The following is a 25,948-nucleotide window of genomic DNA, read 5'->3' on the forward strand; positions in this document are numbered from 1 at the left end:
TCCTTGTGTCGCCGCAAGCTGGTCAGATTGTGGGCTGATGTCACTCCTATTCCTCTGATATACTCTCGATAATTTTTCAAACTCAATACCAAGCATGATCGCAAAAACTTTTTCCTCTGATGGCGCGTTAGGTAAGGCCATTCCTGGCTTTCAAGCTCGTCAGCCACAAATCGATATGGCGGAAGCCGTCAGCAGTGCGATCAAAGATCAAACCCAGTTGGTGGTGGAGGCAGGAACCGGAACCGGTAAGACCTTCGCATACCTAGTCCCTGCGCTGTTGAGCGGTAAAAAAGTGATTATCAGTACAGGCTCGAAAAACTTGCAAGAGCAGTTGTACCATCGGGACTTACCGCTCATGGTCAATGCGCTTGGTTTTTATGGTCAAGTGGCATTATTAAAAGGGCGTTCTAATTATCTGTGTTTGGATCGTTTGAGCCGCCAAATGGTCGAAAGCCACACTAATGAATCTGACCCGACGTTATTAACTCAACTGGTTAAAGTGCGTGCTTGGTCATCAGAAACCAAAACAGGTGACCTTGGTGATTGTGATGATCTGCCAGAAGACAGCATGATCATTCCGACCATCACCTCAACCAATGATAACTGTTTAGGTAAAGAGTGTCCGAGCTACACCGATTGCTTTGTATTGAAAGCGCGTAAGCGAGCCATGGATTCCGACATTGTTGTAGTGAACCATCACTTGTTTCTTGCTGATTTAGCGATCAAAGAAACAGGATTCGGTGAACTGATTCCAGAAGCCGATGTGTTTGTTTTTGATGAAGCTCATCAGTTGCCAGATATTGCGAGCGAATATTTCGGCCAGTCAGTTTCAAGCCGCCAAATTCACGATCTTGCCAAAGACATTGAAATAGCCTACCGCACCGAAGCCAAAGATATGCGTCAATTGCAAAAAGTGGGCGACAAACTCATGCAAAGCGCAATGGACATGCGGATTGTATTAGGTGAGCCAGGCTTTCGTGGCAACTGGCGTGAGGCGTTGCAATCAGGTTCTATTAAGCGAGAATTATTGCGCTTAACTGACAGCCTCGAATTGGCGATTGATGTACTCAAAATAGCTTTAGGGCGCAGTCAATTACTGGATACCGCTTTTGAACGAGCCAATTTGATCAAAGGCCGCATCGACCGCGTCTGTGATGTCGATATTACCGGTTACTCATACTGGTACGATACCTCGCCTCGTCATTTCGCTCTGCACATTACGCCTCTTTCTGTCGCGGACAAGTTCCATGAGCAAATAGAGATTAAACAAGGCGCGTGGATTTTCACGTCAGCAACCCTAGCTGTATCGGGCGACTTCAAGCACTTTACTGAGCGCCTTGGCCTCAAGCCTACAAAGCAATTTTCTCTGCCGTCCCCCTTTGATTATCAAAAACAAGCGCGCCTTTGTGTGCCAAGGTATTTGCCAGAGCCAAACAGTAACGGCTTAGCGGATAAGTTAGTCCGAATGCTTGCTCCGGTGATTGAAGAAAATGATGGTCGCTGCTTCTTTTTATGTACCTCGCACAGCATGATGCGTGAACTAGGTGAGAAGTTCCGAGAAGTACTTGAGCTGCCTGTGTTAATGCAAGGGGAGATGAGTAAGCAGAAAACCTTGGCGGAGTTTATGGAACTGGGTAACGCTTTACTCGTGGCGACGGGCGCTTTCTGGGAAGGGATTGATGTTAGAGGTGATGCGCTGAGCTGTGTTATTATCGACAAATTACCGTTTACCGCCCCTGACGATCCGTTACTCAAAGCCCGTATCGAGGATTGTCGATTACGTGGCGGTGAACCATTTGCTGAAGTACAAATCCCGGATGCAGTGATTACGTTAAAGCAGGGAGTCGGGCGATTAATTCGAGATCAGAAGGATCACGGTGCGTTGATCATTTGTGATAATCGCCTTGTCACGCGAGACTATGGTGGTATTTTCCTCGGAAGTCTACCACCTATCCCAAGGACGCGAGACTTAGATGGAATCAAAGCATTCCTGAAAGCAGAACAATCTGTCACAGATGCAAGTGCTGAGGCATAACCCAATAAATGAGAGTTGTAGAGAGTTAAATGAGCGCAAAAATTCTTGCTATCGATACAGCGACTGAAAACTGTTCAGTTGCGTTGTTGGCTAATGATCAAGTGATTTCACGTAGCGCGGTTGCACCACGCGATCACACCAAAAAAGTACTGCCAATGGTTGATGAAGTACTCAAAGAAGCTGGCCTGACTCTACAAGAGCTGGATGCGTTAGCGTTTGGACGTGGTCCAGGTAGCTTTACTGGCGTTCGTATCGGTATTGGTATCGCACAAGGTTTGGCGTTCGGTGCTGACTTACCTATGATCGGCGTTTCAACGCTGGCTGCAATGGCTCAAGGTAGCTATCGCTTACATGGTGTGACCGATGTCGCTGTGGCCATTGATGCACGTATGGGTGAAGTTTACTGGGCACGTTACACTCGCCAAGCAAACGGTGAGTGGGCAGGGGTGGATGCAGAGTGCGTAATTCCACCAGCACGTCTCGTTGAAGAAGCACAAGCAGACGACAAAACGTGGACGACAGCAGGTACTGGTTGGGATGCTTACCAAGAAGTATTAGCAGGCCTACCGTTTAATTTGACGCATGGTGACGTTCTGTACCCTGATTCACAAGACATCGTGATTCTTGCTGAACAAGAATTTAAAAAGGGTAATACCGTGCCGGTCGAAGATTCGAGCCCTGTTTATTTACGTGATAATGTGACATGGAAAAAACTTCCTGGTCGCGAATAGTCCGTTTTTCATTAACCTGACAAAAAGCAGGGCGTTTGCCCTGTATTTTTATGGAGTGCTATGGCGTCGATTAATGGCTTGCCTCCTTCTTTGATTCCCGGTGCAAATCGCACTCATAAAGCCAGTCAAAAGAAGCAGGTAAATAAATCACAAACAAAGCAGCCTGTAGGTCAGCCTTCAAAGGTTGCTAACGCCGTGGCGCACTCCATAAAACACGTGGATGAGTCCCAAATTCACCGAGCTCAAGTGCAATATGACCTTCCTGAAGGGGGCGCACGTAAAGCAATGGAGCAGTACATGGATGTCATGAATCGAGCTAAAAAAGAGGAACTGGCTCAATTACTTGGTGTCGATATTTACGTGTGAGATCTCCCCAGCTTGGGGTTACTAATATTGAAAGGTGGTTTATGAAGGTTTTTGGACGGTTTTTTCTCGCATTATTTGCTACGGTTGGTTTGTCTGCGTGTAGCTCGTTGCCTGAGGAGCTAAATGCAAGCACAGAATTGGTCGTTACAGACTATAAAGCTTTTGCTGAGTCTCAGGGGCAAGTGAGTGAAGATGTTCGCCTTGGTGGAATCATCGCTAAAGTGGATAACTTTAAAGATAAAACGCGTCTAGAGATTGTAAACCTTCCTATCAGTAAGTCTGGTAAACCTGATATCGATGAAGAGCCTACGGGACGTTTTGTCGCCTATTTTGATGGCTATTTAGAGCCTGTCGCCTTTAGTGAAGGCCGTTTGGTGACGGTTGTAGGCAAAGGAGCAGGGGAAGAAGAAGGAAAGATCGGTGAGCACGGTTACATCTTCCCGGTAATAAAGGGGGAAGGGTACCGTTTATGGAAAATTGAAGAACGTGTACGCATGTATGACTCGCCAACCTACTTTTACCCATGTTACTCGATTAACTGCCGCATGTGGCGTAATGATTTCCCACAAGACGGTAAAGTGATAAAACAGGTCAAATAATCTGCGATGCATGAGCGTCAATTCGAGCTTCCTGCCGGCAAAATGGCAGCCCTTGAGATAGGGAACGAGAAAACGGCTGACTTGTCAGTCGTTTTTCTTCATGGGTGGTTAGATAATGCGGGCAGCTTTAAAGCGCTCATGGAGCAGTTGAATCAACTTAATCCTCACTTACACCTCCTCGCCATCGATCATTTTGGTCACGGTTTATCGAGTCATAAATCTCACGATAATTATTACCCCTTTCACGACTATATTGCCGATTTGTATCAGTTTTTGGACGAATTATCACCAAACAGACTGATATTAGTAGGGCATTCACTTGGTGCTTTAATCGCAAGTTGCTATAGTGCTGCGTTTCCAGAGCAGGTCGAAGGTCTTGTGCAAATTGAGGGAGCAGGACCTCTTACTGAAGAGCCTATTAACAGTTTGCCTCGTCTTCGCGATGGCGTTTTAAGTCGAATAAGACAGCAAAACAAGCCAGAGCGAGCCATTGCCTCCTTCGATCTGGCGTTAAAATTACGCATGCAAGCCAACCAATTAACCGCTGAGCAGCTTCTACCGATAGTCGAGCGTGGAACAGAGCAGCGAGGAGATAAATGGTATTGGCGGCATGACGCCAAGTTAAAATGTGCGTCGCTTTACCGAATGGCGCAAGCGCATGCTAACTCGATTACCAGCCAAATACGTTGTCCTCATTTGATTGTATTAGGCGATCAAGGATTTCAGAATTTACCATCTAACCAAGCTGATTGGGGAGAGAGCCCACCGCAAGTGGTTTCTGTCAAGGGTGGTCATCACTGTCATTTAGAGCAAATACTCGAGGTCGCAACGCGAATTCTTGGTGTAGTTAACAAAATTTAAACAAGTGTTTGAGAGTTGCGTGCTCAAGCACGTTCGCTGTGCTGTAATAGCTTTCAAAATAAAAAGGACGCTATTTTTTAGCCAGTTATAAACGAGGAGTAACATCGTGGATAAACCATGGCTTTCACGTTATCCAAGTGACGTACCTGAAACCATTAATCCAGAGCAATATGAGTCTTTGGTAGAAATGTTTGAACAGTCTGTACAAAAATATGCAGACCAACCAGCATTCATGAACATGGGCTCGGTTATGACCTTCCGTAAATTGGAAGAGCGTAGTCGCGCATTCGCAGCGTATCTGCAAAACGAGTTAAAACTGAAAAAGGGTGACCGCGTTGCTCTGATGATGCCAAACTTACTGCAATACCCAGTAGCATTATTTGGTATTTTGCGTGCAGGTTGTATCGCCGTAAACGTTAACCCACTTTACACTCCTCGTGAACTTGAACACCAATTGAATGACTCAGGTGCGACGACGATTGTGATTGTGTCTAACTTTGCGAACACGCTAGAACAAATTGTCGATAAAACACCAGTCAAACACGTAGTGTTAACCAGTCTTGGTCAAATGCTGCCACGAGCGAAAGGTACGATTGTCGATTTTGTCGTGAAGTACGTTAAGGGCATGGTGCCTAAGTACGATTTACCTGGTGCAATCTCAATGCGTCAGGCTCTACGTAAAGGTCGTCGTCTACAATACGTTAAACCGTTTATGTCTGGGGATGACATTGCATTCCTGCAATATACGGGGGGGACGACAGGTGTCGCGAAAGGCGCGATTCTGACTCACCGCAACATGATTGCGAACGTTCTACAGGCAAAAGGCGCGTACGGACCGGTTTTATCTCCGGGGCGTGAATTAGTCGTGACAGCGTTACCGCTGTATCACGTATTTGCTCTTACCGTAAACTGTCTGCTGTTTGTTGAAATGGGTGGTCGTAACTTACTTATTACCAACCCAAGAGATATTCCAGGGTTCGTGAAAGAGCTACAAAAGCATCCGTTTACTGCGATTACGGGCGTGAATACCTTATTTAATGCATTGGTCAATAATGAAGATTTCCACGAGTTGGATTTCAGTAATCTACGTTTAGCCGTTGGCGGCGGCATGGCAGTGCAGCGCTCAGTGGCAGAAAGATGGCAAAAGACCACGGGTTGCTATTTGCTCGAAGGTTACGGTCTAACAGAGTGTTCTCCGTTGGTGGCGGCATATCCGCATGATCTTGTTGAATACAATGGCTCTATTGGTCTGCCGGTACCATCAACAGAAGTTCGTATCGTGGATGAAGAAGGCAACGCTCTTGCGAATACTGAAACTGGTGAACTTCAAGTTCGTGGTCCTCAGGTTATGCAAGGTTACTGGCAACGACCTGAAGCAACGAAAGATACGATTAACGAAGACGGCTGGCTATCAACTGGCGACATCGTTAAGTTCGATGACGAAGGCTTCCTGCATATCGTTGACCGTAAGAAAGACATGATCTTAGTATCAGGCTTTAATGTTTACCCGAACGAAATCGAAGACGTTGTAGCACTTCACGGCAAAGTACTTGAAGTTGCTGCTATTGGTCAGCCGCATGAAGTGTCTGGTGAATTAGTGAAGATTTATGTCGTGAAACGCGATCCGAGCTTGACCAAAGACGAAGTGATCGCGCATTGTCGAGAACACCTAACTGGCTACAAAGTTCCGAAGTTGGTTGAGTTCCGCGAAGACTTACCTAAAACCAATGTCGGTAAGATCTTGCGTCGTGTTTTACGCGAAGAGAATGACGCTGAACTTGCGAAGAAAAGCGCATAAGCCGATTTCGTCGAGTCGAGAGATTTAAAAAATGATAGAATGCCAGCGTTTTGCTGGCATTTTTTATAGCGAGAAGTATGTGAACTATCAAATTATTACTAAAAACAAAGACCTAGAAGAGGTTTGCACTCATGCCCGAGAGGCAGACGTAGTGATGCTGGATACCGAATTCGTTCGTATTCGCACTTTCTACCCGCAGTTAGGTCTGATTCAGCTTTTCGATGGTAATCGCCTCTCGCTGATTGATCCGACTGAATTAACGGATATGACGCCGTTTGTAGCGCTATTAAAAGATACTTCTGTGCTAAAAGTGCTGCACGCATGTGGTGAAGATTTAGAAGTTTTCCAACACGCTTTTGGTTGTACACCATTCCCTATGGTGGATACGCAGCTGATGGCCGCTTTTCTCGGTCACGGCCTATCGACAGGCTTCGCATCGCTGGTGGAAGAATATTTAGGCGTAGAGCTCGACAAAAGTGAATCACGTACCGACTGGATGGCTCGTCCACTGACACAAAAGCAATTAGATTATGCTGCCGCAGATGTTCATTACTTGTTACCGTTATACGAAAAGCTGTTCGATAAGGTGACGCAAGCAGGTTGGTGGGAAGCTGTACAGCAAGAAAGTGATTTACTCGTTTCGAAACGTATTCGCGTAACCAATGAAGAGAATGCCTACCTTGATATTAAGGGCGCTTGGCAATTAAAACCTTCTGAGCTGGCTATTTTAAAGCCATTGGCGACGTGGCGTTATCGTGAAGCAATCAAACGAGATTTAGCGCTGAACTTTATCTTCAAAGAAGGTGATCTATTAACGGTCGCTCGTCTTGGTTTAACGAACTTTAAGAAGATGGAAGCAGAAGATATTGATATCCGAGCGATTAACCGCCATGGCGCGAAGATTGCCGCGATTGTTAAGCAAGCGAAGCAAACACCTTCTGAAGAGTATCCTGCGAAAATTGAGCGTTTAATGGACTATCCGGGTTACAAGCAGGTCTTCAAAAATATGAAAGACTTGGTGAAATCGGCTTCGCAGAAGTCAGGTTTAGCCACGGAGTTCCTTGCCTCTAAAAAGCAGATCAATCAGTTGATCAGTTGGGTTTGGAAAAAAGATCGTGACCCAGAAGTATTGCCTGATTTGATGCAAGGGTGGCGTTTGGATTTACTCGGCGACAAGATGAATAAAGCATTAAAGTAATGAAAGATGAAAAAGGTTGGCCTCGATGCCAACCTTTTTCATTCTAATTAGAGCATTCGTCTTGCGAGAGAAACTGATTACTTTTCTTCGTCTGGTAGCTTCACATTCAGCTCAAGAACTGAGATATCGTCGTCTTTGTGCTCAAATGTTAAGTCAACCATATTTGGATCAATTGCCACGTACTTGCTGATTACTTTCAAGATGTCTTCTTTTAATTGAGGCAAGTAAGACGGCGCAGGATCATTTTGGCTGCGGCGCTCTGCGACAATGATTTGCAAACGCTCTTTAGCTAGATTCGCAGAAGTTTTCTTCTGTGGACGGAAAAATTCTAATAATGACATGTCTAGCCTCCAAAGAGTCGTTTAAAGAGTCCTTTCTTCTCCTCAGTAAGGAAACGAAATTCAACCTGATTGCCTAATAAGCGATCAACGGTGTCAGAATAAGCCATACCCGCATCGGTGTTATCGTCAAAAGTGACTGGCACACCTTTGTTTGACGCGTTAAGCACGGCTTGGCTTTCTGGAATCACGCCCAGTAGTGGAATATGTAAGATCTCCTCAACGTCTTCAACGCTTAGCATTTCGCCTTGAGTGACGCGAGATGGGTTGTAGCGAGTCAGTAGAAGGTGCTGTTTTACTGGCTCTAGCCCTTGTTCTGCACGCAGTGACTTGGAATCTAAAATACCGAGAATGCGGTCAGAGTCACGCACAGAAGAGACTTCTGGGTTCGTTGTGACAATGGCTTCATCGGCATAGTACAAGGCCATTAACGCGCCTTGCTCGATACCTGCTGGTGAATCACAAATAATGAAATCAAAGCCCATTTCATCAAGTTCGCCGAATACGCGCTGAACACCATCTTTTGTCAGTGCGTCTTTATCACGAGTTTGAGAAGCAGGAAGAATAAATAGGTTGTCCGTGCGCTTATCTTTGATCAGCGCTTGGTTTAATGTCGCTTCGCCGTTAATGACGTTCACAAAGTCATACACGACGCGGCGCTCACAGCCCATGATTAGATCGAGGTTACGCAAACCGATGTCAAAATCGATCACCGCGGTCTTTTTTCCCTTAAGAGCTAGACCAGAGGCGATGGCTGCGCTTGAAGTGGTTTTACCAACGCCACCTTTACCAGACGTTACTACAATAATGCGTGCCATTTTTTTTCCTTTTTAGATTAAATCGCGAGAACTTCTAAATGTAATGATTCATCGGCTTTACTGATCATTACTTTCTTTTGCCAGTACTCGCTTTCAATTTGATCGCTTAACCAGTAGTCACCCGCAATGGATACCAGTTCTGCTTGTAAATCGTGGCAAATAATACGCGCTTCCTGCTGACCACTTGCTCCTGCAATCGCACGACCTCGAAGTGTGCCATGGATATGAATAGAGCCGTCAGCAATGACTTCAGCACCTGCACTTACGTGCGCTAGCACCACCAAATCACCATCTTTTGCGTAGATCTGTTGTCCTGAGCGGACAGGCGTACGAACTACTTTCGTTGGTGCCATTTTGGCAGGTGCTTGGCTTGGCGATTTGCTCGCCGACATAATGGCGAAGCCAGCTTCGGAAGCAAGGTTTTGTACACGCTTGTCTTTACAGCCCGTTACACCGACCGGAATAAAACCGGCATCTGAGATGCCTTGTTTAAGCTTAGGGAAATCAATGTCGCCTTGTACTTTTGCTATATTGATTACCAAAGGCGCGGATGCAAAAAAAGAAGGTGCTTGAGAAACTTTTTCTTGCAAAAATTCGACAGTCTTTGCGATCTCATTGTCAGAAAGGTGTAAAACTGACAATGTAAAACTGCTACCTTTAAGGTCTGGTGAATGGGTCATCGTGGACTTCTTGCCTTTATTGAAAGAGCGTTGCCTTAAACTAGGTATGTCATGTTATATTTCATCCTTTGACGCAGCAAGTTCTCTCGTGGGCAAATAGGTGAATTAATCTCAAATTTGCTATTAAGTTTGCGAGAATTTGACGTTTACAACCTAATCCGCACTCAACGCGGCTAAATCAGCATAAAAGGCGTGTCATGCTTTGTTCTATTTATAAAAGCTCGAAAAAAGAAGGTACTTATCTCTATATTCCGAAAAAGGATGATTTTTCACAGGTTCCTGACACCTTAATGCAGATGTTCGGTAAGCCTATCGCTGTCATGACGATTAAACTTGATGGCCGTAAATTGGCACAAGTTGATATCGAAAAAGTGAAGGCTTCATTACAAAATGATGGCTTCTTTCTTCAGGTTCCACCGCCGCCGGAGAACCTATTAGAAAAGTACAAAGAACAAAAAGCCCAGCAGAAAGGCGAATAACGTCATCGTTTTTCATCTGGGATTTCTGCCTTGCTCAAGGAGGGCAATATGAAAAAGATACTGGCTACCATGCTTAGCGTTGGTATGTGTACCTCGGCTTTTGCAAGTAGCGAGGGTTTTGATGAATACTTGAATAAGCTGCGTGCTGAAGCTCGTGATAAAGGTATCTCAGAGCAGGTCATTAGTGCTGCTTTTGCTAATGTTGAGTACAAGCCCCGAGCAGTAAAAGCGGACCGAAACCAACCAGAAAAGAAACTGACATTGGATGAGTACATTCCTCGCGCGGTGCCTGAGTGGAAGGTGAAGCAAGCCAGACAACTCTACAAAGAGCATTATACTGAGCTAAAGCGTATAGGCGATGAGTACGGTGTCCATCCGCGCTTTATTGTGGCACTTTGGGGAGTTGAAAGTAACTTTGGTAAGTTTACCGGCAACTTTAAAGTGATTGATGCACTATCCACAATGGCATTTGAAGGCCGTCGTGAAGAGTTTTTCCGTAAAGAGACCATGTCGGCACTGCAGATCCTCGATCAAGGCCATATTGAGCTAGAGAACTTTAAAGGCTCATGGGCTGGTGCGATGGGTCAATGCCAGTTTATGCCAAGCTCTTTCCTTCGTTTTGCTGCTGACGGCAACGGGGATGGTAAAAAAGACATATGGCAATCTGAAGCGGACGTGTTTGCATCAACCGCTAACTATTTGAGCAAGTCTGGTTGGGATGATAAATATACTTGGGGTCGCCAAGTTAAGGTTCCTAAAAATATTGATCGCAGTCTAGAAGGGCGCACGGCTGAAAAAGGCAAATACCTTCAAGAGTGGAGCCAATTAGGTATCACAAAATATGACGGTAGCCCGTTGCCAAAACTGGATGAAGACATCAAAGCATGGTTGATCATGCCGGACGACGAGAATGGTCGTACGTATCTGGTTTACAATAACTACAACGTATTGATGAAGTGGAACCGCTCTTACTACTTCGCACTTGCTGTGAGTCACTTGGCTGACCGCATTAAATACTGATCTGCCATCAAACAATTTGGCATCCAGTCTTCAATACAAGGGCTCTTCGGAGCCCTTTGTTTTTTCTATAACCAAATCGAGGTAAAGCGTGTTATCTGAACGTGCCGCACAAATGGTGATTTTCTCCGCTCTTCTTAAACACAAAAGCTTCACAGCTGCTGCAAAGAGCTTAGGCGTGTCGGTGTCTCATGTGAGTAAACAGTTAAGTCAGTTAGAAGCGTCTCTTGGTATCAAGCTTGTTCAACGCACTACGCGAAGCTTTACGCCGACTGAGGCAGGGAAAACCTTTTTTCATCACTGTGAGCAAGTGGTACAAGCGGTGAGCAGCGCCACATTAGAGATGGAAACCCAGCGGGATGAAGTAGCAGGTTTGGTACGTCTTGGGTTGTCGCAATCATTTGGTACCTTACACATTATTCCAGCGATTCAAGAGTTACGCGAACTATATCCTCAACTTCAAGTGGAAGTACATCTGTTTGACTATAAGGTCGATATGTTAGCCGAAGGGCTCGATTTATGGGTAACCAACAACGAGCATTTGCCTGAAGGTTACATTGCGCAGCGTTTGACGGATTGCCAGTTTGTTGTTGCGGCATCGCCAGATTACTTATTGAAACATGACACGCCAGCAGAACCGGATGACCTATCTGCTCACAACTGCCTCATATACAGAAGCTGGGAGCGTGACTATACGGGGTGGGCGTTTACCAAAGATCAGCAAGAATTGAACGTAAAAGTCTCGGGTAACTATTCAGTGGATCTGGCAGAAGCCGTTCGGGATGCGGCTACTGCAGGTTGGGGTATTGCCTACCTTGCCACTTACTTGCTGGGGGATGAGTTTAGAACGGGTAAGTTAATACAGCTGTTACCTGACTGGAAAGCCAGCCAGTCGATGCCGTTTTATGCGGTATACCCAAGCCGCCAGCATATGCCAAAAAAAATATCCGCAGTGATTAACTTTATCAAACAGAAGATCGGCAACCCTTGTCATTGGGACCAACGTTTGGCGCCTTACATCTCTATTCCTAAATAACAGGATCAATGACGTTGTAGAACGACACATAAGGTGATTCACTTCACAAAAATTTTTCCTGAACCAGAAACATATTTTCCATATGGAAATAATTAAAATAAGCAAACGTTTATCTTCAATAAATTCAATTGGTTATTTTGTTGGTCAGTTATTGGTCGCTTAAACTTTTCACACTGTTAACATCCTCAACTTGCAGCATTTTGAGTCCGCTATACAATCCGGTGCCTTCCATATCCCCCTTCTGTCGGATTCATTTTATGAACTCAATTATTGGTATCGTAGCCATACTATTCCTAGCATGGCTACTTTCTACAAATAGAAAAAATATAAAGCTGAGAACGGTGTCGTTTGCGTTTGCTTTGCAGGTACTGTTTGCGTTGTTGGTTTTATATGTACCAGCAGGACGAGATGCGCTGAATTCAGTGAGCAGTGTTGTGTCGAATTTGATCAACTATGGTCAAGAGGGCATTGCGTTTTTATTCGGTAATTTGGCGACAGGGGGCTTCACCTTTGCGATCAATGTTCTGGGTATCATCGTTTTCTTCTCCTCTCTTATCTCAGGTCTTTATCACATTGGTGTGATGCCAAAAATCATTAACTTTATCGGTGGTGGTATTCAAAAGCTGCTAGGTATCGGTCGTGCTGAGTCTTTGTCTGCTACGGCGAATATCTTTGTTGGCACCATTGAAGCACCATTAATGGTAAAGCCTTACCTAAAACACATGACTGACTCGCAGTTCTTTGCAGTTATGACAGGTGGTTTAGCGTCAGTTGCTGGCGGAACGTTGGTTGGTTACGCATCACTGGGTGTCGACCTCAATTATCTTATTGCTGCTGCATTTATGTCGGCACCTGCCGGCTTGTTGATGGCAAAAATTTTAATGCCAGAAGATACGGATAAAGCAGCAGATATCGACATTAGCCAAGTTGAAATTCCACGTGCAACTAACGTGGTTGAAGCGTTAGCCGATGGCGCAATGGCGGGTGTTCGTATCGCTGTATCGGTCGGTGGTACGTTGTTAGCGTTCATCAGCGTAATCGCGTTGTTGAACGGGATGCTAGGTTGGGTTGGAGACCTTATTGGTACGACACTAAGCTTTGAGCTTATCTTAGGCTACGTATTTGCACCTGTCGCATGGTTGTTAGGTGTGCCATGGGAAGAGGCGATTACGGCGGGCTCGCTTATTGGTAACAAGATCGTGGTGAACGAGTTCGTCGCTTTCATCCAGCTTGCAGAAGTGAAGTCTCAACTTAGTGAACACTCACAAGCAATCGTGACGTTTGCTTTGTGTGGCTTTGCAAACATCTCAAGCATGGCGATGCTGATTGGTGGGTTAGGCTCTTTGGTACCAGAAAAGCGTGCATTTGTTTCTAAGCATGGTTTCCGTGCGATTATCGCTGGTGTCATGGCGAACTTAATGAGCGCTTCTATTGCGGGCGTGATTTTAAGTCTGTAATTGAAATAGATATCAACAATTAGCAAAAGGGCTCCTCGCGGAGCCTTTTTCGTATCTGAAGTTTTACGTTATTTGTCTGTGTGGAACTGTTCGCAAGCGAGCATCGTGTTCTCAATTAAACTTGCGACGGTCATTGGGCCAACGCCACCAGGAACAGGAGTAATAAAGCTCGCACTTTCACGTGCTTTGTCGTACTCCACGTCGCCAACTAGTTTGCCTGAGTCAAGACGGTTAATACCGACATCGACCACCACTGCGCCTTTTTTAATCCACTCACCAGGGATGAAGTTAGGCTTACCAACCGCAACCACGACAACGTCAGCTTGACGCACATGACTCTCTAGGTCTTTGGTAAAACGGTGACATGTTGTTGTTGTGCAGCCCGCAAGCAGCAGCTCAAGTGTCATTGGACGACCAACAATGTTTGATGCGCCAACCACAACCGCATGTTTACCACGCAGCTCAATGTTGTAACGGTCGAGTAGGGTAATGATGCCCTTTGGCGTGCAAGAGCGAAGCTTTGGAATACGTTGCGCAAGACGGCCAACGTTATAAGGGTGGAAGCCATCCACGTCCTTCTCTGGGTGAATGCGCTCTAAAACATGTGTTGTGTCTATGCCCGCAGGAAGGGGTAATTGCACTAGAATGCCGTCAATTTCATCATCGTTGTTTAATTCATCAATCAGCGCTAGTAACTCTTCTTCTGAGCTAGACGCAGGAAGGTCAAAAGACTTAGAAACAAACCCAACTTCTTCACATGCGCGGCGTTTGCTACCGACATAAACCTGAGAAGCAGGATCTTCACCAACTAGAACCACTGCTAAACCAGGAGCACGTAGCCCAGCTTCAACACGTGCTTTAACACGTGCAGCCACTTCGGATCGAACAGTTTGGGAAATGAGAGTTCCGTCTATATTTTGAGCAGTCATGACTTTCCTTATAAATTAAGAAGGCAGATTATCTGCGGCGCATTGTCGCAGAATTTCTTATTAACATCCATACGCAAACGTTTGCTTTGTGGTGTTTTTGAACATTAAGCGTTTTAATGGACTTTTTTTAGGCATTCAGATCAGAATGTTATGAAAACCCGTTGATTTACCCGTTTGAACTCGTATAATCCTGTCCCTGTAGCGCGCCCTTAGCTCAGCTGGATAGAGCACGTCCCTTCTAAGGATGTGGTCATTGGTTCGAATCCAATAGGGCGTGCCATTTATTCAAAAGCCCCGATAACTCTTTGAGTTGTCGGGGCTTTGTCGTTTCTGGAAACGAATTTTTCTAAAGCGAAACTTGGTGGCTAGTACTGTTTTAGCTGATAATCATACATAAGTTGGAATACCTGACTAACAATAATGTCAGCTAGCTCATGTTTTTCTAAGGGAAGATTTAACTTTTTTACTCATTAGATAATATACTAATCGCATATTCACGTTTCATCTCTCAATATATACATCCTCAAACGGTATGCTATAAAGTAATTTTGGGATTTGATAATATTTACGCTCATAAATAATATCTGTTATTCATATTTGAAGAGAAATAACCTTGAATTTAGCACAAGCCCTCAGCATCCTCTCCAAGTCCTCACCCTATGCGGTGAGCACCGAAAGAGAGAAAAATCAAGATCTTCTGGCCGAGTACAAGCATCACATCTATATCGAAACTGAAATTGAAACTGATTTCAAGAAAGCGCTTCTGTCTGCAAAAAAAGATGAAATCATTTTTTTATGTGGCAGTAGTGGCGATGGCAAGTCGGAGATATTGACCCGATATAGCCAAAAACATAGAGCAACGCATGATTTTCATCTTGATGCGACACATAGCTTTAATCCTAGCCAGACAGCGATTCATGCGTTAGATGAGCGTTTCAGTCAATTCAAAAAAAATGACAAGCCACTCGTTGTTGGCATTAATATTGGTATGTTGGGTAACTATGCTGAGGAAGGTGCTGACCAACATAGCGATGTGAAATCGTCGATAAAGGCTTTTTTGGAAAATCAAACGGACGACATTCCAGCAAACCATACATTTCTAGATTTCGAACAGTATCCGAAATTCACTCTTGGCCACGAAGTGAGCACATCCGATTTTGCGGCTCAGTTCCTTGCTCGCTTAACTGAGCCAACTTTAGATAACCCGTTTTACGCGCTCTACGACAATGAAGTGAAAAAATCCGGTCATAGCGTATTGACTGCAAACTACGCTTTATTGGGTTTGGATTCCGTTCAAAAGAACATTATCGCTCTACTACTCAAAGCGCGTTTGATCAAAGACCAATTTTTAACGGCACGTGCTTTACTAGATTTTGTTTTTCAGATCTTAGCAACGGATGGTTACCTTTTCGACAACTTATTCTCTGGCGCGGATAACGAGCTGCTGGAGCACATTCAGAGCTTTGACCCAGGCAATATTCATACTCGCAAGATTGATGAGTTTGTTTTGCAATTTGGTTTAGGCATTGAAGATGAAGGTTTTACTCAGTTGAAAGAACAAGTGAAGCCGCTCGGTGTATTTGACGTATCAAGTGCTACTTCTTATCTGCGCATGGTTTACTTGCTCAAAGATGAAGAGCGGTTTGCAAACGAATACATCAACGAATTGAAAGTCGACTTCGATAACTCCTTAGTTAATCAGTATGCAAATATCTGGTTACTTCATCGGGAATTTGACGGTTCAGCTAAGCAGAGAAGAGATCTCAACAAATTCTATAAAGATATCTTAATTTCGGCTATCCACCGTTACTGCAACCGTAACTCCCCCACGCTTGATAAAGACCAGTTTTTTATCTCGGAATACAATGGATTTAAAACTGCGGCAGAGTTAGAGGTTAAACCTGATTTTACAGCTATCAAAACTCAAGGTGTTGGCAAAATTGGTTCTTTCAATGCGCACATCCGTGCTGATGATAACGCACTGCTTCCAATGCCAATCAGTATTAACTTACTTGAGTTGCTAGAAAAGGTTAATCAGGGATATCGACCGAATAAGCACGATAAAAATGCGGTGCTTTTGTTAGATGAGGTGATTGAACAGCTCATCACTGTTGCAAACGAGAAGAACACCCTGTTTATCCTGAAAAATGATAAGCGCTACAAGATCGTCAATGAAGATGACGAGTATTTCGAAGTGAGTGGTATTTAAGATGACAATGGATAAATACATCAAACCGTTTAATCAGAAATTGCCACAAACGGCGGAAGACGTACCCAATAAAAACAGCTTGAACAGTTATTTGCCAATTCGTACCAAAGGTAATGACTTTGATAGCGACGCGGTGATTGGTCTTGTATTGCGTGGATTATTACGTAAGAAGATTGAAGGCTACAAATACGAGGATTTTGTCTCTGATTGTCAGTCTGCGTTTGAAGAGAAATTAGGCGAAGAAGAGTTTTGGGAAGTACTACGAGAGATGTACTTTGATAACAAAGATATCTTCTCTGTGAGTCCTGAGCTTTTACTATTTCGAGCGCAAAAAGGTGAGTTTTCAGCAGGTGACTCTCGTGTTGCTTCTATGTTTACCAACTTACTTCAGAACATGCGTGTCGAAGAGTTTGATGCAAAACTCAACTTTATCGAGCGAGAGATGCTTTCAACTCTGCGTGGCAAGATGAAAAGTGATTCATCGATGCAATCAAGTGAGCATCCATACCTGCCATACCTATCTAAAGCATTTCGTGATGATTTGAAGTTTTTGGCAAGTCGGCCTAAGTACCTGCTGAGTGAAATTGAATCGTTCTTGTCTTTTTACGGTTTTGCTTACACCGCTCAGTTAAGCCTATCTCTCACAGATTGGCGATCTGGTGAGGAGCCAACAGCGAAGCCGTTGTACTTCATCATGGATCATGAGCGTGCTAGTAATGAACGTACACATATCAAAAATCACGGTTACAAGCTTTTCAATGAATCCGCGACTCGTTTGTTCCCAATGTTGACAATGTTAGAGCTTCTCCAGCCTAGCATGGGTGACAAGAGTGCATCCAAAGTACCATTGTGGGCGATTTCAAAGAGTATTCAAGAATCTCGCTATGAGCACCTAAAGAGCGATTTAGAGAACTTTGCGCGAGCATTTAAAGCACAGCGCGGGCTTGATACATCACTTGATGAATCGGAATCTGCGCTGGACTGGCTTGGCAACATCATGAAGTTAGCCATGGCACAGTTTAGTATCGGCGAGCGATTCAACATCAACAAAAAATACGTTTCTGAAGTAGAAAAGCATCTTGCTGCTCACTTCATTCAAAGCCGAGGTCGCAGTGGCCGAGTGTTGGTACTTAACCAAGACTACATCATCTTGTTAACCAACCTTGTTGTTGGAGAAAAGGACAAACTCCGTTTCCACGAACTGATAGCTGCATTTAAACAGCGTGGCATTTTCGTTGATAAACAAACCGAACAAGAACTAATTAAATTCTATGAGCGTATTGGTAACGTTGAGCGCATGAGTGATAGTGGAGACGCAGTTTATGTCCGTAAAACAATTTGAGGCATTTCTAGTTGAGCAGTTTCTAGCTGATGCTGAAACTCACATCAAGGCAGGCTTCCGCTATCAGTTCAAGTCGCCAGATAGTGAAAATAGTGTACGTTTGTACCAAGCGATGATCGCACATTCACAAAGTAGCATTAGTGCGAGCAACGGTATCGAGCTGCCATTTATTCAGTTGTCTAACTGTAAAATCGTACCTGTTATTCATAGTGAAGATCCTGCTGAGTACCAAGGCTTTACAGAAAACTATATCTCACACCTACGTGATGAAGTTGCAAGCCAATCAGGCTACTTGAAGGGCTGCGCGTTGGTGGTGATTCACAATAGCTTGTTGGATACGTTGATTAACTCGGCAGAGGATCTGGCTCAGTTTGGTCAGGTGTGGAGCCCAAGCAAGATCAAAGCGGCGATGAAAGGACTGATTGATCAACAAGACAAAGGCCGTGATGTGTCTAACTGTCTTTTGGATGATCAGTTTGATGCTATCCTTGAAGATGGCGCGACCATGTTCGGTTTTGAGTCACTATATAAAGCTGTGGAAGATGGTGATTTGCGCTTCAATGAACTTGGTATGTTTGAAGATCCACTCGTTGCAGAGATGAGTGGTAACCCGAAACAAATCAAGAAACGTCTTGAAGACAACCGTATTCTTTATGAAGAACTTTCTTTTGAAGTCGAGCACTTCGGTGATCAGCTTCAGGATCGTTTGAAGTTGTTTGGTGAAAAATTCATTAACGAAAACTTCTCTGAAACAGATGCTTGGAAAGATGTTGAGTTTGAAGCGTTTCTACAAGAGAAAAAACGCAATGCACAACAGCAACTTGTCCTTGAAGAGGAGCAAGCCAGCGAAGGCATGACCATAACTGCGCGTAACCGCTCAGAAACTAAAGCCGGTATGCGTGATCGTCACCTTATCATTGAGCTAGATGAAGGCATCAATGACTTTGAATTGAAGCTGATTTTCCAAGGTGCAAGCAATCTAGATAAAAACCAGTTTAAAATTCAACCTTCCAAAGCACTTGGTAATAAAGAAGTTATTTCAACGCTGAATGGTTTTAAGACTACCCGCGCAAGCTTAAAAGGCACTTACAATAACGAGCCGTTATTTTTCAATTTGGCGTTGAAGCGTGAGAATAAATCAGAGGTATACAACTTTCGTTGCCTCGTTATTCGTAAAGGTGAGTTTTATATCGAGTCGATCAAAAACATCTTTTTGATCGAGCCTAGCCCTGCTAAACAACGTTTAACGTTGAATATGGAAGCGAATCAGCTTCAAATCCAAACTGAGGAAGGTGCAGTTTGTGCTCTGACAGATGCTAAACAAGTTGTAAACGTTGCAGAATACTCAGTGGTGGACTTTGAGGCGCTTGCCAATGAAGCAGATGAGATTGACTTCGCTGTTAAATCAGGTGACAACCAGCTTAGGTTCAATGTCGAAGGTGCAGTAGCAACAGACTCGTTGAGCTTGCCTTTGCTACTCAACCGAGGCCGTTACCACAAGTTATTCAAAGATGAATACAACGGCGAGTTTTACTCCCAAAAAGGTAAAGTTGGCATTGATAACAGCGAATTTGTTGTACCTGGTGTTCGTTTAAAACTGCTGCGCTGGGAAGAAGCCTTCATCAATGACAAAGTCGTTTCTATTTCTGACTGTGACACAATCAAGTTGGATGAGGTGCAAGCCATTGATGACGCAATGCATTCATCCTATGTCGAATTGTATGATTACCTTGAGCAACGCCGTAGTACGCCATCTCTAGCCTCTTGGGGGGATGATTTCACGACACTTGTACAAAATGTAGTAGATGCAAGTCTTGCTTATTTTGAAGCGATTCCAACGGGCAGTATGCTGACCAAAGAGCAAAAAGTAGCGCTGCAAATTGGTTTGGTTAAATCTGAAGGCGAAGAGTATTACTCTCCGTTTCACCCGTTAATCTTGGCTTACTACCTAAACCTACGCAAAGTGATTCGTCAAGATGAAAGCTTTGCTAGCTTGCCAGATGTGACGTTCGAGCGCCTATCGCCTAAAGGCTTATTACCATACGTTTATCATCCTCAGCATGAGTTTTCTTACAACCAACAAGTCAAAGAAAACGCTTTTTGGATCAAAAGTGTCCCTCAAGAGAAGAGCTCACTGACGTTCGTTCGTAAACTCGTCAAAGAAAAAATCGATGAGTTCCAAACCGCATTTTGTCAGTTATTCACAGGTTCTGAGAAGAGCATCATCATTAACGCTGTGAATCAAGATAGCGCAGAAGAACTGTTCATGGGGCTAGTGGATTACATTCGCAGTCACTTGGAACAAGCTGCTTGTGTCCATGTAAACCTTTATGATGACAAGCTGACGTTCAACGCTTTTGACCGTTTTGCAGAGGCGGCAAGCTACGACGAGTTAAAGGAAAGCTTAGAGCTAAATAGAAATAAGAAAGTTCGTGAGCTTGCTGACACAATCATAGATACTCTGCGAACCCGCCTCACGTACAGTAAGTTCACCAATGAACAAGCGGAGAAGGGTGGTCAGGCTTATGCGCATATTTCATTCTTCCGAAACAACGGCAAAGTGGACTGTGCGGATATAGCGATTGAAGACATGACTTCTGGGATTGCATGTGACGGCCTCTTAACTGGAGATGCATCCGAGAGTAATTCGGGCTCTTACTTTACTGGCTTTGGTTTGAAGGGGATTGATTACCAAGACCATCCACACCTAATGATGGCGAAGTACGTTGGTGCTTTACTAAAGCCTGCACTAAAGCCAAATACGCCATACAACGGTACTAACGCAGTTGCGCTTGCAGTGAGTGAAGACTTCAAAGGCCTGTTAGAGCGCTCGTACGACAGCTCCATTTGGACAACTATCATTGATCCAAAAGTGACATTAGACTTCTTCCACAGCAATGAAGATGTAGTGCTAATTCACTATTCCGATCAGTACACCAGTTCATCCAGCTATGATGCGATTACCGTAACGGCGCAGCGTGGTCTGTTCGAAAAAGTCATTAAGCAGGGTGATGGTGGGCAAATTAACGAGTTCAATGCCTTTAATGGCGATTGGCTGTTGAAGATGATGACCTGCGCGCCAACTATCAACAAAGAGCGCAAAGGTGTTATTGGTGCTTATAAGTTTGTGACCAGCTTAGTGCATAACTCAGATATCACTTGGGTTCCGCTTTCTGTGGCAGAAATGATCCGTGTTTCAGGAAACATCGGCCTGAAAATGTCCGACAGTGAATTCTCGCGCAACGTTCATGGTTACAAAAAAGGTGAGATTTCTGATGATGTATTGCTCGTTGGCTTTAAAGGGCAAGACATGTATTTGCTACCCGTGGAAGTAAAAACGGGTTCAATTCCGGACTACAAAAAAGCAGTTAAGCAATCAAAAGAGTTGTTGCGTTACCTTAGCGAAGATCTGCTTGGCAATGACAACCTTGCAAGCAAGCTTTACCGCGGTCTGTTCATGCGCCAAGTGCTAATACAGGTAGACAAGTACCGCTTGTACAACGTGTTCGCTCCAGACTACTTTGACGCACTGCTAGACAACAAAGAAGAGTGGCTGAAAGGCGATTACTCGCTAGCAAAAGTGGCTGATTACCCAGATGGATTTGTTGTCAGCCATCTTGAGGGCGCAGGTTGCTTGCAACCTGAATACCAAATGTTGGAAGGCGTACTAAAAGTTGACCTTCCGATGGGCTTGCTTCCTCGTTTGGTCGAAACGCCACTTCAAGAAGTGCTTAACGGGTTAGATATCGTCAAGTTATGCCACGTACCGACCGAATATGTTCTAGGTGGAAAAACTCAAGCAGAAGTGCTCGAAGCCGACTGCCAAACAGATGTTACGAGTGAAAACGTACACCAAGAAACAGCTGACTCTGAGATTGAGTTAGACACTGAATCTGAAGATCGTTGCTTTGAAGTCGAAGGAGATCAAACTGCTCCGGAGAAAGACGTTTCGGTGCAAGGTGCTGAAGCAGTAGATACCTTTAAGTCACAGCCATCGGGTACTAACTTAAATGTGCTCTTTGGTCACAATGCTTTGACACAAGCACCGCTGAATTGGGAACCAACCAATACGGCTAAGTTTATGAATACCAACACCGGTATCATAGGCACTATGGGCACGGGTAAAACTCAGTTCACTAAATCGGTGATTACACAGCTTTATCGCAATCGGGCAGACAACGTAAACGGTGTGCCAATTGGCATGCTTATTTTCGACTACAAATCCGATTATGTAGACGACAAGTTCCAACAAGCGACAGCGGGTAAGAAGTTTAATCTTCATAAACTGCCATATAACCCATTGAGTTTGTTTGGTGATACGCCAATGCTGCCTGTGCACACTGCGCGTGGTTTTTCTGAAACCATGGGTAAAGCTTTTGGCTTAGGACAAAAACAGCAACTACGTCTGCGTAAGCTGGTGGGTGAAGCTTATGAGTTGGCTGGTATTCGCAAAGCGGATCCAAGCACTTGGACAAAACCAGCACCAACAATATCACAGGTGTGGGACTTGTTTATTGAAACTGATCCAGATGAAGATTCACTATACGCGGCACTTGAAAGCCTATACGAACTAGAGATTTTCGAAGACGACAACACTAAGTGTATGAGCCTTTACGACCTTGTTGATGGCATAACAGTTGTTGAGCTGGCGGGTTACCCGTCAGAGATCCAAAACCTCGTAGTAGCACTAACACTGGATTTGTTCTATTCACAAATGCAGAAGAAAGGTAAGCCAGAAGTACAAGGTGACTTCCGACAAATCACCAAGATGATTTTGGTGGACGAAGCCGACAACTTTATGTCTCAAAACTTCCCAAGCTTGCGCAAGATTTTAAAAGAAGGTCGTGAGTATGGTGTTGGTGTGATTCTGTCTACACAAGACATCACCCACTTCCAAACCGGTGAGAACGACTACTCAAGTTATGTGCTTACATGGGTAATTCACCGCGTTGCGAAGATTCGCCCACAAGAGCTTAAAGCGATGTTTGGTGTGAACGAGAAGGCTGAGCAAGAGAAGCTGATGGAAACCATCAATAAGCTAGAAAAGCACTACAGCTTATACATCGATGGTGCTAAGAAGATAGTCAAGATGCGAGATCGAGCATTTTGGGAAATAAAATTATAGGGTGGTATTACACTTATTTTACGTGTTTAATATCATTGTCATAATGATAACTTAAAAAATATTTATAGCTATGGTTTTTATATTTTTAGTTGAATGGAAAAGTTAGAAAATAAGGCTTATGGAAATAAAAGAGTTAAACTTACAAGTAAAGAATATCTTTCAAGACATTTTAGATGAAGAAATTGACTTGAAGCCAGAATTTCAAAGAGGAGAAGTTTGGACTACACCTAAGAAGCGTTTACTTGTTGATTCAATATTAAGAGATTGGCATATACCTCCACTGCATTTAGTTGAGCTTTCTGACGGTAGAAATGAAGTCTTAGATGGTCAGCAGAGATTGACTGCGATTAGAGATTTTATGAATAATAAATTTTCTATTGATGGCTCTATAGAACCTTATTCTGATGAAGTTGCAAGTCTAGATAAGCTTAAATACAAAGATCTTCCAAGAGAAATCAAGAGGAATGTGGACCAATTTTTGCTGAAAGTTTATAAAATTAGAAACTATGAAAACGGAGAGCCCAATGAGCTATTCCATCGTCTAAACCAAACTGTTAAGTTGACGTCTGCCGAAACGAGAAATTCTATATTTGGTGAGGTTAGAAATGAAATTTCTGAGTTAGTTTCTTATATGGATGAGATTGGCGTTGATAAAGATATATTAGGATTTAGTAATTCTAGGATGGCTTATAACGATATGCTTGCTAGATTAGCCCTAATTCTAGAGAAAGATAACCTAAGGTATCAACTATCAGATAGCAATCTTAATACTAGGTATAGAAGCGAGAAATCATTTGATGAATCGGTCATGAATTCAATCAGATTTTCATTATACTTTTTCTCGAAAGTTAAAATCTTTACAATAGCGAATAATCTAGATTTAAATCTGACTAAAGCTTCGAGTTTAAGTTGGTTGTATTCGATATCTAATGCTTACCTTAAAGGCTTTATTATTGAAAATGATACAAGTAAATTATTGCAATCATTTATACATTTGGAAACAGTTAAATCATATGTAAGAAAAAATGAAGTTGTTCCGGTGGTGTCTTTAGATTATTTCAAAATAGGAGAGCGTAACTTAAGAGAAATAGCATTTTTGTACATTGAACGCTCATCTTCTAGGGTTATGTCTCAGGGGTCATTGGTTGTTAGAGATATAATTATCAATTTAACCTGCTTTATTAATGGTTTAAAAGTATCCTCTTCTCAAGAGCAAGTCATGATAAGTGAACTTGTAAAGCAATTACATGACGGCTCTAAAGTGGATGTTAAGCTATTAGTTGAATCTCTTGCTGATAACTGGTTAGGTGGTAATTTTGAAGATTAAAGAAATAGAAAGAAGTTGGCTTAACGTTCAGAAACTCGGAAACTACCGTAAGCAGTTAAGAGCGGTTTCTTTGACTGATGAATCAAGAGAGGATCATCAATTAGAAATAGATTTTAATTCAGGTATTACAGCTATTTGTGGTAAAAATGGATCAGGTAAGTCATCTTTACTTCGAACAATTTATAATTTCTTTTCAGAATCCTCTTTAAGACATTCTAAAGAAGGACTTAAAGTATCAAAAATAACTGCTGTCAATCATAAAGAAGAAGTCCTTCCTCAAGAGTCTATTAAAAATATTTCAATTTTAGAACCGTTCTCAGTCTTTCAAAAAATACATGAATTTATAACTACAACCGACAATGTAGACGAATTACTTGAGGGGGTTGATTATAATAGTGTTTTGGACGCTAAATCCATTCGAGAAGAATTATCAAATGTAGTGGGTAAGAGTTATTCAAGTATAAAAGTATATGAGATAGAAGATATTTTTCCTGAAGATGAGAATTTCATTCTACCTATTTTTGAAGTTCAGACTAGTTCAGGATTAAGCTATTCAAATAGCAATATGGGTACTGGTGAGTTTATTTGTATTTATATCTTCTGGTATCTGAGTTGGATCGAGAAAGAAACAATACTACTAATTGATGAGTTGGAAAACTCAATCTCCGCTTATAGCCAAATGCGTTTATTAGATTATTTGGCGAAAATATCTAGCTTTAAAGGTATATGGTGTATAATAACAACCCATTCAGAGCATATACTAAACAAGGTTGGCTTGTCTAATATACGAATACTTTCGGAATTGCCAAGTAAAGGTTTGCATGTTGTTAGACCTGAACATCAAATTAAATATTTAAACTCTTTAGGTGTAGGTAAAGATATAAGCGGCTCTATTTTGCTTGAAGATTCATGCGCTCTGTCTTTTTGTAAAGAATTAATAAATAAATTTAACCCTTACTTTTTGCGAGAAAAGCAATTGGTTGGACTTGGTGGAGAGTCAAATATTGAAAAACTGATTAAGCACTTTAAGCCTCATCAAGCAATAAATTATGATTTGTTTGCAGTGTTTGACGCTGATATGTCAAATAAGCTAGAGTCAATGAGAAGCAGTAAAATAAAGTCAATTGCATTGCCTTCAAGTGATTTAAATAATCCAGATGTTGAGATATGGAATACTCTGATTGAACATATTGAATCTCTTGCTACTAGTCTAGATATATCGAAATCTATTTTCGAAGAATCAATTGAAGAGCATAGCGTCAAGGACTATCATGAGCGTTTGATTAGTATTTCTGGCGATATTAATATCCCAGTTGATCGGATACGAGCATCTGTTATAAAAAAATGGATTGAAATTAATCCCCAAAAAGCAGCTGAGTTTGCGCTATCGGCTATGACCCTAGGAAAAAAAGTCGAATCAGATAAGTTAGATTCTATAATTTCGATGATGGAAGAAAATTCTAAATTAGACTTGGGTTTTTTAAGAGAGTTAGTTAAAGCGGCTGAATCTTATGCGGTCTTTACTCATTTTAACGGTATTGAACTCAAAGTAACTCCAGCGACATAGACTTCCTTCGTAGATAAACGAAAGCCTAACGTAAGT

General features: G+C 43.0%; 20 protein-coding genes and 1 tRNA gene. 17 read left to right on the forward strand and 4 right to left on the reverse strand.

From position 1 onward, the window contains the following. Positions 1–94 precede the first annotated feature (94 nt). The 7 genes from R7044_RS16940 to rnd all read left to right on the forward strand — a co-directional run bounded on the left by R7044_RS16940 (position 95) and on the right by rnd (position 7,588). Positions 95–2,035 carry an ATP-dependent DNA helicase gene (locus R7044_RS16940; protein WP_053303287.1) on the forward strand — a complete coding sequence of 647 codons (1,941 nt, stop codon included), beginning with the start codon at positions 95–97 and terminating at the stop codon, positions 2,033–2,035. A 29-nt stretch (positions 2,036–2,064) separates the two neighbouring features. Next, a complete protein-coding gene (tsaB, locus tag R7044_RS16945) occupies positions 2,065–2,766 on the forward strand; it encodes a tRNA (adenosine(37)-N6)-threonylcarbamoyltransferase complex dimerization subunit type 1 TsaB (RefSeq protein ID WP_064376304.1) in 702 nt (233 codons plus the stop codon). Between the two features lie 60 nt (positions 2,767–2,826). Next, entirely contained in the window at positions 2,827–3,132 is a 306-nt protein-coding gene (locus R7044_RS16950) for a hypothetical protein (protein ID WP_017819942.1), read from the forward strand. A 41-nt stretch (positions 3,133–3,173) separates the two neighbouring features. After that, positions 3,174–3,731 (forward strand): Slp family lipoprotein, encoded by a 558-nt coding sequence (locus tag R7044_RS16955; protein WP_005382214.1) that lies wholly within the window; start codon positions 3,174–3,176, stop codon positions 3,729–3,731. Between the two features lie 6 nt (positions 3,732–3,737). Further along, positions 3,738–4,592 (forward strand): alpha/beta fold hydrolase, encoded by an 855-nt coding sequence (locus R7044_RS16960; RefSeq protein ID WP_064376303.1) that lies wholly within the window; start codon positions 3,738–3,740, stop codon positions 4,590–4,592. Between the two features lie 106 nt (positions 4,593–4,698). Continuing rightward, positions 4,699–6,390, forward strand: coding sequence for a long-chain-fatty-acid--CoA ligase FadD (gene fadD, locus R7044_RS16965; protein WP_225455692.1), 1,692 nt, complete (start codon positions 4,699–4,701; stop codon positions 6,388–6,390). 79 nt (positions 6,391–6,469) lie between these two features. After that, a complete protein-coding gene (rnd, locus tag R7044_RS16970) occupies positions 6,470–7,588 on the forward strand; it encodes a ribonuclease D (RefSeq protein ID WP_225455693.1) in 1,119 nt (372 codons plus the stop codon). Positions 7,589–7,665: 77 nt separating this feature from the next. On the opposite strand, the gene minE is transcribed toward rnd, so the two are convergent. From minE to minC, 3 genes are read right to left on the reverse strand one after another with little or no spacing between them, the layout of a single operon-like run. Beyond that, positions 7,666–7,929 (reverse strand): cell division topological specificity factor MinE, encoded by a 264-nt coding sequence (gene minE, locus R7044_RS16975; RefSeq protein WP_005388332.1) that lies wholly within the window; start codon positions 7,927–7,929, stop codon positions 7,666–7,668. Between the two features lie 2 nt (positions 7,930–7,931). After that, positions 7,932–8,744, reverse strand: coding sequence for a septum site-determining protein MinD (minD, locus tag R7044_RS16980; protein WP_005388331.1), 813 nt, complete (start codon positions 8,742–8,744; stop codon positions 7,932–7,934). Between the two features lie 17 nt (positions 8,745–8,761). Beyond that, positions 8,762–9,424 carry a septum site-determining protein MinC gene (gene minC, locus R7044_RS16985; RefSeq protein ID WP_005382304.1) on the reverse strand — a complete coding sequence of 221 codons (663 nt, stop codon included), beginning with the start codon at positions 9,422–9,424 and terminating at the stop codon, positions 8,762–8,764. Positions 9,425–9,621: 197 nt separating this feature from the next. On the opposite strand from minC, the gene R7044_RS16990 reads away from it, so the two are divergent. The 4 genes from R7044_RS16990 to R7044_RS17005 all read left to right on the forward strand — a co-directional run bounded on the left by R7044_RS16990 (position 9,622) and on the right by R7044_RS17005 (position 13,413). After that, a complete protein-coding gene (locus tag R7044_RS16990) occupies positions 9,622–9,903 on the forward strand; it encodes a YcgL domain-containing protein (RefSeq protein WP_005382303.1) in 282 nt (93 codons plus the stop codon). Between the two features lie 48 nt (positions 9,904–9,951). Further along, positions 9,952–10,923 (forward strand): lytic transglycosylase domain-containing protein, encoded by a 972-nt coding sequence (locus R7044_RS16995; protein WP_005388330.1) that lies wholly within the window; start codon positions 9,952–9,954, stop codon positions 10,921–10,923. 88 nt (positions 10,924–11,011) lie between these two features. Beyond that, complete coding sequence (locus R7044_RS17000; RefSeq protein WP_172563347.1) at positions 11,012–11,956, forward strand: LysR family transcriptional regulator; 945 nt, start codon at positions 11,012–11,014, stop codon at positions 11,954–11,956. Positions 11,957–12,213: 257 nt separating this feature from the next. Beyond that, positions 12,214–13,413, forward strand: a complete 1,200-nt coding sequence (locus R7044_RS17005; protein ID WP_172563346.1) for a NupC/NupG family nucleoside CNT transporter — start codon at positions 12,214–12,216, stop codon at positions 13,411–13,413. A gap of 68 nt (positions 13,414–13,481) precedes the next feature. Here the strand turns inward: R7044_RS17005 and folD are convergent, their stop codons facing one another. Beyond that, positions 13,482–14,342 (reverse strand): bifunctional methylenetetrahydrofolate dehydrogenase/methenyltetrahydrofolate cyclohydrolase FolD, encoded by an 861-nt coding sequence (gene folD / locus R7044_RS17010; RefSeq protein ID WP_005382297.1) that lies wholly within the window; start codon positions 14,340–14,342, stop codon positions 13,482–13,484. A gap of 203 nt (positions 14,343–14,545) precedes the next feature. Here folD and R7044_RS17015 point away from each other — a divergent pair. The 6 genes from R7044_RS17015 to R7044_RS17040 all read left to right on the forward strand — a co-directional run bounded on the left by R7044_RS17015 (position 14,546) and on the right by R7044_RS17040 (position 25,912). Further along, positions 14,546–14,622 (forward strand) — tRNA-Arg (locus R7044_RS17015). 333 nt (positions 14,623–14,955) lie between these two features. After that, positions 14,956–16,551: a DNA phosphorothioation-dependent restriction protein DptF gene (gene dptF / locus R7044_RS17020; RefSeq protein ID WP_225455694.1), complete on the forward strand. Its 1,596-nt coding sequence runs from the start codon at positions 14,956–14,958 to the stop codon at positions 16,549–16,551. Position 16,552: 1 nt separating this feature from the next. After that, positions 16,553–17,893 (forward strand): DNA phosphorothioation-dependent restriction protein DptG, encoded by a 1,341-nt coding sequence (gene dptG / locus R7044_RS17025; RefSeq protein ID WP_225455695.1) that lies wholly within the window; start codon positions 16,553–16,555, stop codon positions 17,891–17,893. Further along, complete coding sequence (gene dptH / locus R7044_RS17030) at positions 17,874–23,018, forward strand: DNA phosphorothioation-dependent restriction protein DptH (protein ID WP_225455696.1); 5,145 nt, start codon at positions 17,874–17,876, stop codon at positions 23,016–23,018. Before dptG ends, dptH begins: the two co-directional genes overlap by 20 nt. A 118-nt stretch (positions 23,019–23,136) precedes the next feature. After that, the gene (locus R7044_RS17035) at positions 23,137–24,345 is read left to right on the forward strand and encodes a DUF262 domain-containing protein (RefSeq protein WP_225455697.1); all 1,209 of its coding nucleotides are present in this window, start codon (positions 23,137–23,139) and stop codon (positions 24,343–24,345) included. After that, complete coding sequence (locus tag R7044_RS17040) at positions 24,335–25,912, forward strand: ATP-dependent nuclease (protein ID WP_225455698.1); 1,578 nt, start codon at positions 24,335–24,337, stop codon at positions 25,910–25,912. Before R7044_RS17035 ends, R7044_RS17040 begins: the two co-directional genes overlap by 11 nt. Positions 25,913–25,948: the final 36 nt, after the last annotated feature.

Source organism: Vibrio sp. 1402, assembly GCF_033340275.1.